26 protein-coding genes are annotated in these 17686 nt (G+C 29.8%); all 26 read right to left on the minus strand.

What is annotated here, in order from left to right; all coding sequences use genetic code 11:
- Window positions 1-17: 17 nt before the first annotated feature.
- The 26 genes from ACJDUG_RS06910 to ACJDUG_RS07035 all read right to left on the minus strand — a co-directional run bounded on the left by ACJDUG_RS06910 (window position 18) and on the right by ACJDUG_RS07035 (window position 17686).
- The gene (locus ACJDUG_RS06910) at window positions 18-830 is read right to left on the minus strand and encodes a TlyA family RNA methyltransferase (RefSeq protein WP_406769164.1); all 813 of its coding nucleotides are present in this window, start codon (window positions 828-830) and stop codon (window positions 18-20) included.
- Window positions 831-845: 15 nt separating this feature from the next.
- Window positions 846-2735 carry a 1-deoxy-D-xylulose-5-phosphate synthase gene (dxs, locus tag ACJDUG_RS06915; protein WP_406769165.1) on the minus strand — a complete coding sequence of 630 codons (1890 nt, stop codon included), beginning with the start codon at window positions 2733-2735 and terminating at the stop codon, window positions 846-848.
- Between the two features lie 167 nt (window positions 2736-2902).
- On the minus strand, window positions 2903-3772 hold the full coding sequence (locus ACJDUG_RS06920) for a polyprenyl synthetase family protein (RefSeq protein WP_406769166.1): 870 nt from the start codon (window positions 3770-3772) through the stop codon (window positions 2903-2905).
- Between the two features lie 2 nt (window positions 3773-3774).
- A complete protein-coding gene (locus ACJDUG_RS06925) occupies window positions 3775-3996 on the minus strand; it encodes an exodeoxyribonuclease VII small subunit (RefSeq protein WP_406769167.1) in 222 nt (73 codons plus the stop codon).
- Window positions 3997-4009: 13 nt separating this feature from the next.
- Window positions 4010-5221, minus strand: a complete 1212-nt coding sequence (xseA, locus tag ACJDUG_RS06930; protein WP_406769168.1) for an exodeoxyribonuclease VII large subunit — start codon at window positions 5219-5221, stop codon at window positions 4010-4012.
- Complete coding sequence (locus tag ACJDUG_RS06935; protein WP_406769169.1) at window positions 5211-6059, minus strand: bifunctional 5,10-methylenetetrahydrofolate dehydrogenase/5,10-methenyltetrahydrofolate cyclohydrolase; 849 nt, start codon at window positions 6057-6059, stop codon at window positions 5211-5213. Before ACJDUG_RS06935 ends, xseA begins: the two co-directional genes overlap by 11 nt.
- 21 nt (window positions 6060-6080) lie before the next feature.
- Window positions 6081-6491, minus strand: a complete 411-nt coding sequence (gene nusB / locus ACJDUG_RS06940) for a transcription antitermination factor NusB (RefSeq protein ID WP_406769170.1) — start codon at window positions 6489-6491, stop codon at window positions 6081-6083.
- 351 nt (window positions 6492-6842) lie between these two features.
- A complete protein-coding gene (locus tag ACJDUG_RS06945) occupies window positions 6843-7235 on the minus strand; it encodes an Asp23/Gls24 family envelope stress response protein (protein ID WP_406769171.1) in 393 nt (130 codons plus the stop codon).
- Window positions 7236-7312: 77 nt separating this feature from the next.
- Window positions 7313-7792: a SpoIIIAH-like family protein gene (locus ACJDUG_RS06950; protein ID WP_406769172.1), complete on the minus strand. Its 480-nt coding sequence runs from the start codon at window positions 7790-7792 to the stop codon at window positions 7313-7315.
- Window positions 7793-7850: 58 nt separating this feature from the next.
- Complete coding sequence (gene spoIIIAG / locus ACJDUG_RS06955) at window positions 7851-8495, minus strand: stage III sporulation protein AG (protein WP_406769173.1); 645 nt, start codon at window positions 8493-8495, stop codon at window positions 7851-7853.
- A gap of 133 nt (window positions 8496-8628) precedes the next feature.
- Window positions 8629-9216, minus strand: coding sequence for a stage III sporulation protein AF (gene spoIIIAF / locus ACJDUG_RS06960; RefSeq protein WP_406769174.1), 588 nt, complete (start codon window positions 9214-9216; stop codon window positions 8629-8631).
- 82 nt (window positions 9217-9298) lie between these two features.
- Window positions 9299-10450, minus strand: a complete 1152-nt coding sequence (gene spoIIIAE / locus ACJDUG_RS06965; protein ID WP_406769175.1) for a stage III sporulation protein AE — start codon at window positions 10448-10450, stop codon at window positions 9299-9301.
- A gap of 10 nt (window positions 10451-10460) precedes the next feature.
- Window positions 10461-10844, minus strand: coding sequence for a stage III sporulation protein AD (spoIIIAD, locus tag ACJDUG_RS06970; protein WP_406764970.1), 384 nt, complete (start codon window positions 10842-10844; stop codon window positions 10461-10463).
- A gap of 9 nt (window positions 10845-10853) precedes the next feature.
- Entirely contained in the window at window positions 10854-11051 is a 198-nt protein-coding gene (spoIIIAC, locus tag ACJDUG_RS06975) for a stage III sporulation protein AC (RefSeq protein ID WP_406764971.1), read from the minus strand.
- An 11-nt stretch (window positions 11052-11062) separates the two neighbouring features.
- Window positions 11063-11581, minus strand: a complete 519-nt coding sequence (gene spoIIIAB / locus ACJDUG_RS06980) for a stage III sporulation protein SpoIIIAB (RefSeq protein WP_406769176.1) — start codon at window positions 11579-11581, stop codon at window positions 11063-11065.
- A 6-nt stretch (window positions 11582-11587) separates the two neighbouring features.
- Complete coding sequence (gene spoIIIAA, locus ACJDUG_RS06985) at window positions 11588-12508, minus strand: stage III sporulation protein AA (RefSeq protein WP_406769177.1); 921 nt, start codon at window positions 12506-12508, stop codon at window positions 11588-11590.
- A 121-nt stretch (window positions 12509-12629) separates the two neighbouring features.
- Complete coding sequence (locus ACJDUG_RS06990; RefSeq protein WP_406769178.1) at window positions 12630-13028, minus strand: CD1247 N-terminal domain-containing protein; 399 nt, start codon at window positions 13026-13028, stop codon at window positions 12630-12632.
- A gap of 89 nt (window positions 13029-13117) precedes the next feature.
- On the minus strand, window positions 13118-13675 hold the full coding sequence (efp, locus tag ACJDUG_RS06995; RefSeq protein ID WP_406764975.1) for an elongation factor P: 558 nt from the start codon (window positions 13673-13675) through the stop codon (window positions 13118-13120).
- A gap of 160 nt (window positions 13676-13835) precedes the next feature.
- Window positions 13836-14252, minus strand: a complete 417-nt coding sequence (locus tag ACJDUG_RS07000) for a hypothetical protein (RefSeq protein ID WP_406769179.1) — start codon at window positions 14250-14252, stop codon at window positions 13836-13838.
- Complete coding sequence (locus ACJDUG_RS07005) at window positions 14249-14710, minus strand: hypothetical protein (RefSeq protein ID WP_406769180.1); 462 nt, start codon at window positions 14708-14710, stop codon at window positions 14249-14251. The genes ACJDUG_RS07000 and ACJDUG_RS07005 overlap by 4 nt, the downstream gene beginning before the upstream one ends.
- A gap of 3 nt (window positions 14711-14713) precedes the next feature.
- Entirely contained in the window at window positions 14714-15487 is a 774-nt protein-coding gene (locus ACJDUG_RS07010; protein WP_406769181.1) for a hypothetical protein, read from the minus strand.
- 1 nt (window position 15488) lies between these two features.
- Window positions 15489-15872: a hypothetical protein gene (locus tag ACJDUG_RS07015; RefSeq protein ID WP_406769182.1), complete on the minus strand. Its 384-nt coding sequence runs from the start codon at window positions 15870-15872 to the stop codon at window positions 15489-15491.
- 47 nt (window positions 15873-15919) lie between these two features.
- Window positions 15920-16363, minus strand: coding sequence for a prepilin-type N-terminal cleavage/methylation domain-containing protein (locus ACJDUG_RS07020; protein WP_406769183.1), 444 nt, complete (start codon window positions 16361-16363; stop codon window positions 15920-15922).
- Window positions 16360-16800 (minus strand): hypothetical protein, encoded by a 441-nt coding sequence (locus ACJDUG_RS07025; protein ID WP_406769184.1) that lies wholly within the window; start codon window positions 16798-16800, stop codon window positions 16360-16362. The genes ACJDUG_RS07020 and ACJDUG_RS07025 overlap by 4 nt, the downstream gene beginning before the upstream one ends.
- Window positions 16784-17218 (minus strand): hypothetical protein, encoded by a 435-nt coding sequence (locus ACJDUG_RS07030; RefSeq protein WP_406769185.1) that lies wholly within the window; start codon window positions 17216-17218, stop codon window positions 16784-16786. The genes ACJDUG_RS07025 and ACJDUG_RS07030 overlap by 17 nt, the downstream gene beginning before the upstream one ends.
- A gap of 18 nt (window positions 17219-17236) precedes the next feature.
- Window positions 17237-17686, minus strand: coding sequence for a prepilin-type N-terminal cleavage/methylation domain-containing protein (locus ACJDUG_RS07035; protein WP_406769186.1), 450 nt, complete (start codon window positions 17684-17686; stop codon window positions 17237-17239).

Consider the following 17686-nt stretch of genomic DNA (forward strand, 5'->3'; position numbering starts at 1 on the left):
TTCCTCCAGCGTAATAATTAAGTTAATTTACCGTGGGCCATTTCTACTATTTTGTCTATGTTCTTTAAATCAAAGGTACAGTTTAAGCTCATATCCTTGGAAAAAAATACTAAATATTCAATATTTCCTTCTGGTCCCCTTATAGGTGAAAAATCTAAATTCAAAATATTAAGCTTTTGTTCAATTATAAAATTAATTATTCCATATATTACTTCTTTATGAGTTAATGGATCTTTTACTACACCCTTCTTACCAACCTTATCCCTTCCAGCTTCAAACTGTGGTTTTATAAGTGCAACTACTTTTCCTTCATTTTTAAGCAAATTTACCACAGGTGGAATAACTTTTTTTAATGAAATAAAAGATACATCTATACTTGCAAAGTCACCATATTCACCTATTTGTTCGTAAGTTACATATCTCACATTTGTCCTTTCAAGGCAAAGAACTCTTGGATCTGTTCTTAGTTTCCAGGCAAACTGACCGTATCCAACATCTATAGCGATAACCTTTTGTGCTCCATTTTGGAGCATACAATCAGTGAATCCCCCAGTAGAAGCACCAATATCAAAACAAGTTAATGCATTTAGGTTAAGATCAAAGTTTTTTATAGCTTTTTCTAATTTAAGACCACCTCTACTGACATATGGCATAACCTCTCCTTTTATTTCTATTGAAGAAGAAGTGGGTACCTTTTCACCTGCTTTATCAACTCTTTGACCATCTATAAAAATTTGACCAGCCATTATGCTTGCCCTTGCTTTTTCTCTAGATGGAAACATTCCATTATTAACTAAAAGTATATCTAATCTTTCTTTTGTCTGCGACATAGTGACCTCTCTAAACTATAATAATTTAATAATGCTGTTTGTTATTCCTGATGGGTCTAATCCATATAATTTATAAAGTATATCTACATTGCCATGGGTAATAAATTCATCTTTAAAAGCAAGATTTATCACTTTAGTATTTTTATTTAAGGTTGATATATACTGAAGTACATAAGATCCAAGTCCACCATTAATAACATTGTCCTCTATTGTAACTATTGAGTAATCATCTTTTACTAAATCTGAAATTAAAGCTTTATCAATAGGCTTTATAAAACATGCGTTAATTATTTTTAAATCAATTGGATATTGCAACAATTTTTCTTTTGCTAGTAAAACCTGTTGAACCATTTTTCCTGCTGCTACAACTGCAATCTTTTTATATTGGTTATTTTTTTCTTTAATATCACTATTAAAGAGAATTTCCCATTTGCCTAATTTAATTTCTTTTAAGCTAACTAAATTTAATTCCCTATGGTCTCCACCTCTAGGATACCTTACTGCTACAGGAAAGTTCTGATTAACAGCCCACTTAAGCATAGTATTTAACTCAGCTGTACATTTAGGAGTAATTATTGTCATATTAGGCATTGTTGAAAGGTAAGATAAATCAAATACACCTTGATGGGTTTCTCCATCCTCACCAACAATTCCAGCTCTGTCTATTGCAAACACTACAGGTAACTTTTGTATACAAATATCATGCAGCAGCTGATCATAAGCTCTTTGCAGAAAGGTAGAATAAACTGCAAATACAGGTTTTAGTCCTTCACTTGCCATACCTGCAGCAAGGGTTACTGCATGCTGCTCTGCAATTCCTACATCAAAAAATCTATTTGGAAACTTTTCAGAAAAACTTGCAAGCCCAGTTCCATCCCTCATGGCAGCTGTTATTGCAACTACATTTTCCTTTTCCTTAGCAATTTCAATTAAAGTTCTTCCAAAAGAACCTGAATAGGTTTCACAGGAAGTTGAAGCAGTCTCACCACTATCACAATCAAATGGTCCTATGCCGTGAAACTTTCCAGGATTTTGCTCCGCATATTCATATCCTTTGCCCTTTTGCGTTACAACATGTATAATAACTGGCTCTTTAATGCTTTTAGCCATGTTCATTACCTTTGTTAGATCCTTTAAATTATGACCATCTATAGGTCCTAAGTATTTTAATCCCATATCTTCAAAAAGCATACTTGGAACTATTACCTGCTTAATACCATCCTTTATTTTCTCTATAGAATTAGCCATGCCTTTTCCTATGGATGGAATTTTTCTAAGAGTTGTATCTAAATCCTGTGCAAATTTATTATACTTAGGATCAGCTCTTAATTTGCTTAAATATGTTGAAAGACCTCCTACATTTTTACCTATGGACATTTCGTTATCATTTAAAATAATAATCATTTTACTTTTCTTATAGCCCACATCGTTTAATGCCTCAAATGCCATTCCTCCAGTAAGAGCTCCATCCCCAATAACTGCAACTACTTCATGATGCTTATTATTTAAATCACGTGCTCTAGCCATTCCTAAGGCTGCAGATAAGGAAGTACTGCTGTGACCTGTTTCAAACATATCATATTTACTTTCTTCTCTTTTAGGAAAACCGCTAATACCATTAAAATTTCTTAAGCTGTCAAATTTATCTTTTCTGCCCGTTAAAATTTTATGGATATATGCCTGATGTCCTACATCCCAAATTAATTTATCAGAATTAAAATCAAATGTATAATATAAACTAAGTGTTAATTCAACTACTCCAAGATTTGATGCAAGATGTCCTCCTGTTTTAGAGACCTTATCTATCAAAAAACTTCTTATTTCATCTGCAAAACCTTCTAATTCTGCAAAGGCCATTTTTTTAATATCTGCTATATTTTCATATTTATCTAAAATTTTATACATAACATTTTCCTTTTTTTAAATTATTTTATATTCCATTGTACATCTGTATTTAATACAAGATTTATTATTTGCAAAATAAATAAAAGCTACTAATGCTTTTATAGTAGCCTTATTATGGTATATTATATCACAATAAATTGATATTTTCAAAATATGCATAATTATAATTAAAATTCTCTTCTAAGAAGATAAATAGATAAATCTTTTAAATCTTTAGTATCATATGGAATATTGTCTAATAATTTCAAACATTCTTCTGTAAGGGAGCTGCACATCTTCTTACATTCATTTAGGCCAAAGGTTGTTATAAAATTTGTCTTATTATTTTCTTCATCACTATGTATGCTTTTGCCTAATAACCTTTCATCTCCTATTACATTAAGTATATCATCCTTAATTTGAAATGCTAATCCTAATTTTTCTCCAAACTTATTTAGAGATTCTAATTCAACTGCATTAGCATTTCCCAGTAATGCACCAGCTAATATTGAAGCCTTAATAAGAGCTCCAGTTTTTTTGCTGTGCATATATAGAAGTTCTTCATAAGAGATTTTTCTACCTTCACTTAAAATATCAACCACTTGACCGCCAATCATACCCTCTGCTCCAGCAGCCATTGAGATTAAACTGCAGGCTTTAAGTGCCTTATGGTCCTTTCCAAGGCAAAATTTAAACATTAAATTCATTGCTTCATTTAAAAGGGCGTCTCCAGAAAGTACTGCAATAGCCTCCCCGAAGATTTTGTGATTTGTAGGTTTACCTCTTCTTAAATCGTCATTATCCATACAAGGAAGATCGTCATGTATTAATGAGTAGGTATGTATCATCTCAATTGCAGCCGCTACAGGCATAATATCACTATAGTTACCTTTAAACATATTATATGTTAGTATAAAGAGCAGAGGCCTTATTCTTTTTCCTCCAATACTTACACTATAGTGCATTGCCTCATATATTTTTTTATTATAGTCCTCACTAGAAGCTAGGCATCCTTCAATATAAGTTTCTATTTCATTTTTCAAAGCATTAGTTTCCATAGTTACTCCTCATTTAGTGTAAAAATTTCTTCTTTGCCTTCTATAAGTATTTTAACCTTGCCTTCTGCTTCATTTAAGCTTTTATATAGTTTATTACATAGATTAATGCCTTCTTCATAATATTTCATGGACTGCTCTAAAGTAAGCTGTTCACTATCCATAGTATTAGAGACTTCTTCAAGTCTTTTCATCATTGTTTCAAAACTTTCATTTTTCTTAGGCATATTTCCCTCCACATTAAATATCCTTATCTGAAAAGCACTGAATTCGTGCTAAGGTGATTCCGTCTTTTAGACTTATTTTCACTTTTTCCTTTGTTTTTAATACCGATAATTCACTTACAATATTGCCATCTAAGTCTTCAATTAAAGAATAACCTTTGTCAAGGACTTTAAGCGGATTATGAGCATTTAATATAGCATTTATTTTACTTAATTGTTCTTTGTCAGTTTGAAGTATTGCTTTTATATTATGATTTAATTTATCTTTAAACCTATCTATTTGATTATATTGATTAATAATATAGTTCATAGGATTGGTTAATTCTAAAGTCTTGTTTAAGCCATCAACTTTATTACCTAAAAATGTAAGATAAGAATTAATTGAGGATGATACTTTATTTTTATAACTATTTAAAAGAATTTCTATCTCCTTTGCACTAGGTATAGCTAATTCTGCAGCAGCTGATGGTGTAGAAGCTCTTTTATCAGAAACAAAGTCGGCTATAGTAAAATCAGTTTCATGTCCTATTCCTGAAATAGTAGGCTTCTTAGAATTATAAATTGAATACGCTAAATTTTCATTGTTAAAAGCCCAAAGTTCTTCAATGGAACCTCCGCCTCTAGCTAAAATTATAAGATCTAAATCCTCTATACTGTTAAAATAGTCAATACCCCTTATGATGTCCTCACTGGCATTAATCCCTTGTACTAAAGCAGGATAAAGCAGCATATCAATGGAAGAATTTCTTCTTCTTGAAACATTAATTATGTCTCTAATTGCTGCCCCTGTAGGTGATGTAATTACTCCAACCCTCTTTGGATACTTAGGTATAGCTTTTTTATGCTTAGCATCAAATAAACCTAATACCTCAAGTTTATTTTTTAATTCTTCATATTTAATGTATAGTTCTCCTAAACCAACTTGAGACATTTCCTCACAATAAAGCTGATAAGTACCATCCTTTTCATAAACAGATACCCTTCCTTTAACAATAACAGCCTCACCATCTTTCGGCATAAATTTAAGCATACTGGCATGGCTTCTAAACATTATACAGTTTATTTTACTGCTTTCATCCTTTAAGGAAAAATATATATGTCCACTGGTATGGAGTTTAAAATTTGAAATTTCACCTTTGATATTTAAATTATGTAATATAAAATCAGAATCCATGGTCTTTTTTATATAATTATTAAGTGCAGATACAGATAAGGTTTTAATAAACATTTTTCTTAGAAGCCTCGCAAGCATTTTTTATTAAAATAGTAGTAGTTAGTGCCCCAACACCACCAGGAACAGGTGTTAAATATACATCTTTTTCAATTATACTGTTAAATTGTACATCTCCTGTTATCTTTCCTTCTACCATACTGGTGCCAACATCAATTACAACTGCTCCAGCTTTTATATATTCTTCAGAAACGAAACCTGGTTTCCCTAATGCACAAACTAGGATATCTGCATTTTTACATATATCCTTAATATTTCTCGTCTTTGAATGGCATATGGTTACAGTAGCGTTTTCCTTTAACAAAAGCTGTGCAACTGGTTTTCCAACAATATTACTTCTACCTATTACTACTGCATTCTTTCCTTCAATATTAAGTCCAGTACTTTTTATAAGATGAATTATACTTTGAGGCGTACATGGTACAAAACATTCATCACCCTTATAAAACTTACCCATATTAATATCAGTAAGTCCATCTATGTCTTTTTTAAAGCTTATTTTTGAAGTAACTACTTTTTCATTAATATGCTTTGGCAGTGGTAACTGCAAAATTAGCCCATCTACATCCTTAGAATTGTTCAATTCTTCTATAACTTTTATTAATTCAGCTTCAGTCGTACTTTCTTCAAGCTCTATAAGTTTATATAGAACTCCTAATTGGTCGCATAACTTACGCTGATTATTACAATAAAATATGGACCCTCCGTCTTTTCCAACAAGTATAGCAGTTAAGCAAGGCACCCTTTTATTTTCTTCCTTTTTCTTTAAAACAAAGCTTTTAATTTCCTCTTTAAGTTTTGCTGCCTCAGCTTTTCCATCAATTATTTTCCCCATGATATTTCCCCCTTGTATTCCTTAATTATTTGTTTCCTTATTTATATTATCGAGTACTCCATTGATAAATTGAAAAGACTTATCATCTGAGTATTTCTTTGCAAGTTCTATACCTTCGTTTACCGAAACCTTATTTGGAATATCAGCTTCATATATTATTTCATATGTACAAATTCTTAAAATTGCTAAATCAATCTTAGATAATCTGCTTATTTTCCAATTTACCAAGTATTTTTCAATTTTACTATCTATTGCTTCGCAATTTTCTTGTATACCTTTAAGGGTGTTTGTTATGTAAGCAAAATCAATTTCTTTTAGGTCTTCTTCAGTGTTTTCCTTATAGCTATCTAAAATGTCATTAAAGTCTCCTTTGTTTATTGACATTTCAAACTGCAGCGCCATTGCAATTTCCCTAGACCTTCTTCTGTTCATTTAATTTCCTCCTTCTGTCGGAACACTGAGTAGTTTAAGACTACTCGCTTCCGCTCGTAAAACTACTCGTTAAAGCCCATTTAGGGCTTTAACCTCCTATTGTCGGAACACTGAGTAATTTAAGATTACTCGCAAAAGCCCATATAGGGCCTTAACCTCTTAAAACTGCTATAATAATACCAATTAAATATATTATTCTATATTTGAATTATTATCAAGTTAAATATTATTATACAATTATATAAGTCAACCTTCAATTATAATAAAAAATATAATTAAAATGGCATCCATATTATTTATGACTTATTGATTCAATAAGTCATAAATAATATGGATGCCATTAGTAATTCATTATTCCTCTACTTCTTCTTGTTTTTCATCAGGTTTTGGAATTAAAACATTTTGAACATGTATATTTACAGCAGATACTACAAGTCCTGTTAAAGCTTCAACAGTTTTCTTCACATTTTCTTGTACTTGTTTACCTACTTCAGGTATTTTAAAACCATATTCAACAACAACATATAAATCTATAGCCGCGCTATTTTCTCCAACATTTACTTTAACACCCTTAGATAAATTCTTTTTACCGGTTAATATTTGAGTTATTCCTCCTACAAGGTTTGCACTCATGCCAGCAATTCCTTTTATCTCAGCAGCAGCTAATCCAGCTATAACTCCAACAACCTCATCGGATATTTTTACAATACCCATATTTATCTCGTCTTGAAAATTCTCTTCCATATCGGTACCCCCTTGCTTAAAAAGCAATAGTTTTATCTTAGGTACATTATATCAAAAGTATATTAATTTTACAAATACTATTGTTTTTGTTCAATCTCAACATCTTTTATTTTAGTTATTCCTAAAACTACATTTTTGATATCTTTTATTTGCTTATCAGTGAGCTTGTCTTTTGTTTTAACATAAACATTAACTTTACCATCTGATATTTGGCAAAAAGAATCATCATAACCTTTTCCTTTAAGTTGACCTTCAATTTTTACTTCATTTTCTGTATTAGTTGTTAATGTCTTTAATTGAGAGATCATTGCGTCCTTATATTCCTTTGCTGCATCTTTGTCGTCAATAATGGTTTGATATGTAGGCATCATTTTAGCATTGGTATTATCCCTACTAAGTCTTGCTTCTGTATAAAAGTCCCCTTTATCATTAACTGAAGCATTAGTAATTTCGGTAGAATCTACATATAAAGGGCTATTTACCTTAGTAGCAAGAACACCTGCACATACTATAAGTACTAATAAAGTGGCAATAATAAAAGCTTGTTTTTTATTCATTTTTATTCCTCCCATCAATCTTTCTAGTGAATTATATGATTCTCCATATTAATTTATTCTACTTTTTCATTGCGTAAACACTAACTTTGTCAGCGCTGATATTGAATAATCTCGTTACAGCCTGTGTAATTTCTAATTGTACAACCTTTTCATTAGCTCCGTCAGCAACTACAATTACACCTACTATCTTTGGCTTGTTTGTTTTTATAATAAGTGGCTGGCTCTTTGATCCATCATTTGTAATTACAACAGTACTTCCATTATTATCTTGAGTTGTATCTCTTGTGCCGCCGCTTGTATCTCTTTCCTTTGTGTTGCTTTTAGAATCAGTTACGTTAACAGCAGGAACTTGTTCTTCACTTCCATCTATGTTAAGCATAACTTTTACTCTTCCAACCCCATCTATATTTTCTAATAGGCCTTTTAACTCATTCTCAACTGTAACTTCGTAATCATGAGTAGTTGTACTTACAGCTGAAATATCTTGACTTTGCCTACCTTGATTACTACCTGCAGTTGGAGATGCACCTTTAAAAATATCTGTACCAAGAACAGCCAAAATACAAACTAAGACAACAGCTAAACATCCAATTAATAAATTAGGTAATTTATTTTTATTTTTTTTGGGCGCATTATTGTCAGGTGTATTAAATATTTTTTTAAGTTCATTATAAATATTTTCTAGAAACTTATGTATATCCATTGTTACCTCCTTGTATTCTTATTCTTCACGGGGTAATCTTATCCCGTCGATAACCATCGACTAGATTACCCGTAAAAGTCCATTTAGGACTTTTACTTAAATAATTATTATTTGATTAGCCCCTTTTTAATTCTCATAACTTGTAAATCTCTATGGCATCACTTTGTAGTTTTAATTCTTTGCTTAACAATTCCTTAACTAGTCTACTTCTTTCATCATTTAAAGTTTGCGAAGCCTCATTAATATTTCCTTTGGTACTTATAACAACCTTCTTAATTATATCTATGCTGCCATCCTTAATTCCAACCTTAAGGCTTTTTATATAGGCACTGTCATTATCATTTTCGTAATCTACTACAGCCTCAACCTTAAAGGAACTATTCGGAAAATTTTCTTTAAGCTTATTTTCCACAGCTTTTTCAACATTTAATTTAAAAGTGCTTAAAGTATTCGTCATTATATCCTGTTTATACTGATCCGAATTACCTTCATAACTTTTTTCATCCATATATGTAACTGCCTTCGTTACATATGAATTTATATCAAATTCCTTATTAAACACCTTTAAAATAGGATTTATCAATACAGTTATCAATATAAGACCTAAAACAAACTTTACATATTTTCTAAATCCGTTATTTGGAAGCAGCATCTCAACTGCGGTCATGAAAATAACAATAGTGCAAATGCTTATAATCCAAGTTTTTACTTCTCCTAACATTGTTACACCTACTTACTTTAAAAATTTGTAGCATCATCACCATCCTTATATAACTCATTTAGCACATATTTATTAATAATACTTAACCACCAATCATCATTTTACCTGCAGAAGCAATTATTGCTACCATTATAAAAAACATAGTTGAGACACTTATGACACAGGACATCACTAATAAAAGGGAATCTCCTACTGAAGAAATACAATCTGTAAGTTTGCTGTCACTAATTGGTTCTATAATTGCCGCAGTTAATTTATATAAAAGAGCCATTATTAAAAGCTTAATTATTGGAAAGATAACAATAACTACTATAATAACAAGCCCAAGTCCGCTTAATGCATTTTTAAGTAGTAAAGAATAGCCTGCAACAGTGCTGACTGCGTCAGAAAAGGCCTTACCAACTATAGGTACAAAATTATCAATTGCATATTTAGCTGTTTTCACTGTTACTTGGTCGATAGTTTTAGAAGTAATTCCTCTAATGGTTAAAATCCCTATGAACACAGTAACTAATATACCTTGTGCCCATAGCGCAATTTGATTTAATAGTTTGGTTAATTTTTCCAACTTAAATTCATTAGTTAAGCTATTTACAAACTGAAGCACAAAACTCATAAATATAAGAGGAATTATTATGTCTACATAAAGTCGAATACAGATATTTATGGAAGCTATTATTATTGGATCCATTACGGCTGCTTCTGTAAAGCCACCTACACTTGCAACTAGCATCATTAATACCGGTATTAATGCTGACATAAAGTCCGCTGTTTGATTCATAGCATTTTTTGCAACTTCAACAGCATCGTAGAAACCTTTTGAAACTAAAACTATAATTAATGCAAAACAAGCAAAATATGCTATACTTGATAATCCATTATCACTAAATGACTTATTTAAGTTATTTAATAGTGCGCATATAATTGCAATAATAATTAATATAGACATAGTTTTAAAGGTTGCTGTTACTTCCTTAAACAGATAAGAAATAATGGCCTTTATAACTTTACTAGTAGTGAACTTTCCATCTCCCGTTTTCATAAACTCATTAACAAATTCTTTTGCATTTAAATCCTTTAAAACTTCATTTTGAGTTTTCATGTTTACAATATAATTGTATAAACCCTCAACCTGAGCTCCCTCACTTACTTGACTTCCTGTATCACCAGCGGCAGCTTGTACATTAAAAGGCAGCATCAGGATAATAAGTAAAATAAAAATTAATTTTTTCATATATTTACCTCTACATTATCTTTAGAATAGATTGCAATACTGCCATTAAAATTGGAATTGAAAGACCTAATATTAAAATTTTTCCAGCAAACTCCACCTTTGCTGCCAAGGTTCCTTCTCCTGCGTCTTTGCAGATTTCACTAGCAAAGGATGCCAAGTATGCTATACCGAGAATCTTAAATATTATGTTTAAGTATACATAATCAATATTTGCCTTTAATGCTAATTGTTGAAGGAGTTGCAGTATAGCTGTGATCTTAGTCAGCATAAATAAGAATATTAGTATCCCAACTATTGTACTAATTTGCACTGCTAGTGCTCCATTCTCATGTTTAATGATAACGACAATGGATAAAGCTATAAATACAAAAGCTACAATCTTAACTATCTCCATAATAGCCTCCTAGAAGGTAAACATAGTTCTAACACTGCTGAATAATTGGGTTATCAGTGTTATCACCATTATTACCATTATTACAATTCCAGCCAAATATGTAACAGTTGCTATATCATCTTTACCAGCGGCCCTCAATATTTTATCTAAAATCATTACAAAAACAGCAAAGGCCCCAATTTTAAACAATAAACTTATATCTAACACATTTCCACCTCCTATAACAATACAATTACAATGATTGCACCAATACTAAAACCCAAATACCGATACAATTTTAAATTTTTATTCATAGTTTCTTCAGCAATATTTATCCTCTTTTTCAAATTAACTTTTAAAAGAGAAAAAATCTTTCGATGTCCTTCTATATCCGATTCTCCTAGGGATTTAGATAAATCTAAAATTACCTTCAAATCATCTGAATTTAAGTTAAGAGAATTAGCCTCATATTCTAAGCACTTTTTAAAAGCATTATATACGCTGTCAACTTCATTTTTGTATAGAAGCTTGGATATTTTCTCAAAGATTTCTTTTACTGGACTCTCGCTTTTCTCTGATACACTATAAAGAGCTTCAGGAAGAGGTGTATGTGTGTATTCAATTTCATTTTCTAATTGACCTAAGGATCTCTCAAATTCATTTAGCTGCTTTACTCTTTTTCTAAAACCCTCTGCATAAACAAAACCAGCTATTGTAGAGGTAGCTAATATAATAAAACAACTTAAAAATTTAATCATATTATCTTATCTCCTCCATTGTTTTCCCTGTTTTTCAAAATCATAAATGTACTCTATTGTGCCAACACCATTTTCAGCACTTAAAATAACTGCTTTATTGAATATATGGTTGTCCATTATTTCATTAAAAACCATTCTATTGTATAAATCCTCTATTCCATAACCGTGTATTGTTGTTATGATTTTAACTCCGGAGTTTATTGCCATTAGGATACTTTCCATATCCTTATTGGTTCCAATTTCATCACAAACAATAACTTCTGGAGCCATACTTCTGATTGCCATCATAATACCATCTGCTTTTGGACAATTATCTAAAACGTCAGTGCGAAGACCTAAATTCATTTGAGGAATACCATTATATGAGCTGCTAATTTCGCTTCTCTCATCAATTACACATACTTTTTTGCCTTTGAGTCCATGCCTTACCATGCCATCAGATAAATTTCTTGCAATATCCCGAAGCATAGTTGTTTTCCCGCACCTTGGAGGAGATATAATAACTGTATTTGAAACTTGATTTTTATTAACTATAAAAGGCATTACTTTGCTAGAACACCCCAATATTTCATGACAAACTCTAATGTTTAATGAGCCTAAGCTTTTTATTGTTTTAACTTTATTATTTTCAATTATGCAGCTTCCACACAAACCTACTCTATGCCCTCCCTTAATGGTTAAATACCCCTGTTTGATTTCTTCATCAAAGGCATAAATCGAGTAATTGCTTATGTGCTTAAGTACTTCCTTAATATCCTGTATTAAAACAATATAATCAGTAATAATTTCATCACTGCTTATTTGTAAAATTAAGGGTTTGTTAGCCTTCATTCGAATTTCTTGCAGTCCATCTTCATATTTAAAACCCTTAATAAGCTTTGCAATGCCTTCTGGAAGTACTTCTAAAACTTCTTTAGTATTGTTCATCTTTCATCCTCCTTTCATATATAATTCCTATTTAAATTTTCTTAAAATTATTCCATTTAATTAAAATAAAAATGAGCATAAAAAAAGCATAGGGCTAAAAACCCTATGCTTAAATTCTCTATTATTCCTCATTACTTTCATCTAGCGGAATTTCTTTATGACAATTTGGACAAGATATTTCTTCGTTACAATTACAGATATCGGTATCTATGTATACTGTCTCACCGCAGTGTGGACATTCAATATCTATGTAGTTTTCACAGTCGTCCTCATCATAGCAGTCATCTTCATCTTCATCATAATAAAATTCTTCTTCAAGATCGCTTAGATCTTCATCGATTGTATCCACATAATCTTCCATTTCATTTTGAGCTTCTTTTAAAAATTCAATTTCATCTGCCATGTCCTTTAAAATGCTAGTAATTTCTGTAATAATCTTTCCTTCATTTTTAGTCTTATCAATTGCCATACCCTCAATCATTCCACTTAGAAAGGAAACCCTTGATAATAATGTATCCATAAAAAACACATCCTTTTAAAAAATTTAATAAATATGCAGTATAAAATAAATTTATACTGCATCAATTTAAAGCTATTTAATATTATAGACTAAACTCTCTCCATATATTCACCGGTTCTAGTATCTATTCTTATAACTTCACCTTCATTTACAAAAAGAGGAACCATAACTGTAGCTCCAGTTTCAACTGTAGCTGGCTTTCCTGTGTTTGTTGCCGTATTTCCTTTTGCACCTGGTTCTGTATATGTTATTAGTAATTCTACAAAGTTAGGTGCTTCAACAGAGAAAGCCTCTCCCTTATAAAATTTAATAACAGCGAACATATTTTCTTTTAAGAACTTTATTGCTTCTTCTACTTTTTCAAGATTTAATGGAATTTGTTCAAAATTTTCAGGATCCATGAAATAGTAAAGTTCTCCATCACAATATAAATACTGCATTTCTTTTCTTTCGATAACTGCTTCTTGAAGCTTATCAGTTGGGTTGAAAGTTCTATCTGTTACTCCACCTTGAATAACATTTCTTAATTTAGTCCTTACAAAAGCTGCACCTTTACCTGGCTTTACATGTAAAAATTCAATTACAGTGAAAACTTGTCCATCTAATTCAAAAGTAGTTCCTTTTCTTATATCTCCTGCTGATATCATTAAATATCCCTCCAAAAACTATTAATCAGTTTATATTATAACCCTTTCAGGTAAATTAATACCGAAGTAAATTTTACGCTATGACCAATGATATTTTATCAAAAGTTATGGTTTTTTGCAAATATTATTATTAATTTTTTCATTATGTTTAAAAAATATTCTATCTATTCTTAATTAAAACTAAATCAAAGCTAATGGATTGATTGACTTTATTAGCATTTTCAATTTTTAAATTTTCTAAATTAACATAGTTTTCCTTTCCTTTAAAGTCATTAATAACTTTTATGAAGCTTGTAATATCACCTTTATAATCAAGTTCAACTTTAAGAAGCTTTTTGTTTTCTTCATTATTATTGAAGTTTTTAATATAAAGGTTTGGTACTTTTGATACCATATCTAAAATCTCACTATAGCCATATACTTTAATGGTTCTTGAATTTGGGTTCGTAACTTGTAAACTTTTACCTTTATTTAAGATACTTATTTTAATTAATCTTACATTTAATAAAACAAGCATGCTAATTATAATTAAGAATAAGGTGCATATTAGTTTGTAATGTTTAAGATTTTCTCTCATTTCTTTACCTCTAAAGTTATCTTAAAACCATATTTACTATTGTTTTCATCTATTGGTGATAGATATTTTATTTTGTATTTACTTGAATGTTCAAGGGTATTTACAATATCATTAAATATATTCTTCTGATCAGTAAGAACATCCAGTTTAATTTCACTACCATTTACTTCAATATCATTAAATACAAGATTATTATTTATTCCTGTATAAAATTCAATGAAGTTATTAATAGTATCAAATTCTTTTAGTAGATTTTCTTCTCTCGGACTGCTAGCCTTAACTTTTTTTAAATTTATGTTTTTTTCATATTGTTTATTTAAATTATTAAAATACATTAAAGCTAAAAAAAATAAGAGGCTTAGAAGCCAAAGCATACAAACAGTTATTTTATATTTTTGTATTTTGTTTCTTAACTCTACTTCTTGAAATTTTACTGAAACAAATTTTATGTTTTCCAATGTTTATCTCCTATTAGGTCTCTTACATTTACTTTTTCTTATATATTTAATTAATTCATCTTCATAAACAAGTCCTAAATTACTTATATAACATCCTTCTACATATTCATTGCAGTTTATTTCTGTTCCTATATTTGCAGTATAAATATTTTTTGTCACAATTCCATTATTAATTCTACAGCCTTCCATGAATTCAAATATAGTCTTATTTAATTTATTTTCATCATTCCATTGTACAACATCATTGTATATGAGTTTTTTATTTAGGCATAATAAAAGATACAGTTTATCTTTGTAAATAAAGACAAAAAAGAAATTTCTATGGGTAATAGCTTCATTAAAGTAACCTAAGAAACAAAATTGTATTAAGTAAACAGCTTCAATGGTACTATTTTTTAGTATATATTTTTCTATTTTTTTAAACCTACCTTCATTGGAAGAGAAAATAGCTAGGTCAAGATTAATTCCATTGTCCTTTAGAATAGAATAGTTAAAAAATATTTTATCCGAATTATTATAGGAATTTGATAATTCATCAATAATAAGTTTGTATAATTCGCAGCTTCTTAACTTTGGAAGTGTAATTTCCCTTATATTTATTTTTTCTCCCTCAATAACTATATAAACCTTTTTGCTGCTTAAGCAAAACTGAGATTCTTTTAATAAATTAAGGACATACTCATCATTTCTTAGGGACGAATTTAATAACCTGGGATAAAAGTCATGTTTAATCAAGTAATTTTCTCCTAATTCAATTAAACAATTTTGCTTTAACATTTTACTCAATTACCCCCTCAATATATTGTGAGCTTATGTATATAAGCTTTACTTTGCCTTGAATTATTTTATAATCATATAAATCCTTTCGAAAGTATTTATTTTCATAAATACTTTCATAAAATATCCTATTAGTTGAAATATCATATTTAATACAAGCTCTATTATCTGTTGTTCTAAAATACATTTTAGAATTAGTAAGGAAACTTTTTAGATTGTTTAAATTAAGTTCAGTTACGTTAGTATTAATGCTTTTATATAGCTTAGTAAACAAAATCTCTCTATTATCCTCATATTCCTTTCCTTTTAAAATATAATCTTTATAACTTAAGGCATCTTTACTTACCTTAATTTCTAATTGAAATATTAAGAGAACAATCAACATACATAAAAAACAAAGAAGCATGGTGTATACTAGGGCATATCCCTTTTTTACTGCTCTAAATTTATTCCAAAACATCTCTCATATCTTTCTCCACCATTAATTGTAATAGATACATATATCGTACTATTCTTTTGAAATACACTAAAGTTATTTACATTGGTTAATATATTATTTGTGGCTAAGTAAATATCATTTTTGTAATGAGCTATTGTTAAACCACCTGCGCTATTATATTTTATAGTCTTTCTTGTAATTCCATCAGGATACTTAACTTCAATTATGTTATTACTCGTACTTACACTTTTTGAGTTCCTAATTTCATTTTCAATAAACATAAGAGCTTCTGAGGTATAAAAGTAATTTCGATTATAATTAGAACTTTCATTATATAACAAATTATATTTTAAATAAAAGGAGGCAACTAAAGCCGATACAATACTTGCAATGGCAAGGGCTATTAATAGTTCCAACAATGTTAATCCCTTTTTCATAGATAATTTCCCTTATTAAATTCACAGGTTAATACTTCCTCTTTTTTAAGCTTTATGTGTATCTCCATATGTATTTTCAAAACCTCATCTTGCGCCATTTCTAATACCAAATATGAATTGCTATTATCACAATCCTCTGCAAATATTTGATATAAGTTGCTGCTTCTAATGCTGTTTATATTTAACTTATCCTTATTAACATATTTCTTGTTTGAATTATACAAATTATTAATATAATCGTATGAATAATTATTTAAAATTTCCTCTTTAAGCGCCTCTAGTACACTGCTATATTCTAGAATTTCTTTATTGTATTCTCTAAGTCTTAAATTGTTTAATTGAGTGGTAATTATACTAATTGACATAATAGAGAATATGCTCATTGCACATACCTGTTCAAGAAGTGAAAAACCCTTTTTCTTATTTGATCTCAACATAGCCTGCCCCTACATTTATAGTAATTAGGTATATCTTGTTGTTGATATCACTAATGCGTATAGTCCCTGCATCGCTTGTAATACCAAACTTATCAATGTTTATCCTATTTAAATTTGTATTTATGCCATCTATTTTAATTTCCCTTGGAAGCTTGAAACCATCTATTACTCTATTAGAGTTATAAAACCAAACTTCATTTTTCTCTAAATCAAATAATACAAAGCCGGGCTTTTCTTTTTCCCTGCAATACTGCTTACCGTAATTTATTACTCCTAATATAGAGCTTTCTGTCATATTTAAATCAACTTCATTTCTTATTTGATTATATTTTGATATGCCTAGAAGGCTAATACTAGTAGCAATTATAATTATGGTTATTATCACCAGTAATTCGATTAAAGAAAAGCCCTTCCTCATTTATTTCACCTGTTATTATTATTCTGTTGCTGTATCTGTGTCTTCTGCGGAACTAAAAATCTGGGAATTATCTTTATCCTTTATCATATAAGTATTATCCGTCTTGTTTATTGACAATGAATAACTTTTACCATCATTTATGAAAGTTATTTTAACTAAAGAATTATCTGAAGCATCAACGTCTAAACCAGTTTCTGATATATTTGTAGTATCCTTTACTGCGCTTTCTATCTTTGCATCTTCGAATTTATTACCTTGCGCTGAATAGGACCACATTGCAGCATTATAAATCTGCTTTCCTTTGCTTATTACATTTGCTTCCTTAGCCTTACTTATATATCCTGAAACCTTTGGAACTGCAAGTGCAGACAAAATAATAATGATTGTAACTGCTACGATTATCTCAATTAAGGTAAAGCCCTTTTTCTTTTTTCCACCGATTTTGTTACCTTTGATAAAATAAAACAT

The sequence above is a fragment of the Candidatus Clostridium stratigraminis genome, assembly GCF_045310675.1.
Taxonomy (GTDB): Bacteria; Bacillota; Clostridia; order Clostridiales; family Clostridiaceae; genus Clostridium_AT; species Clostridium_AT stratigraminis.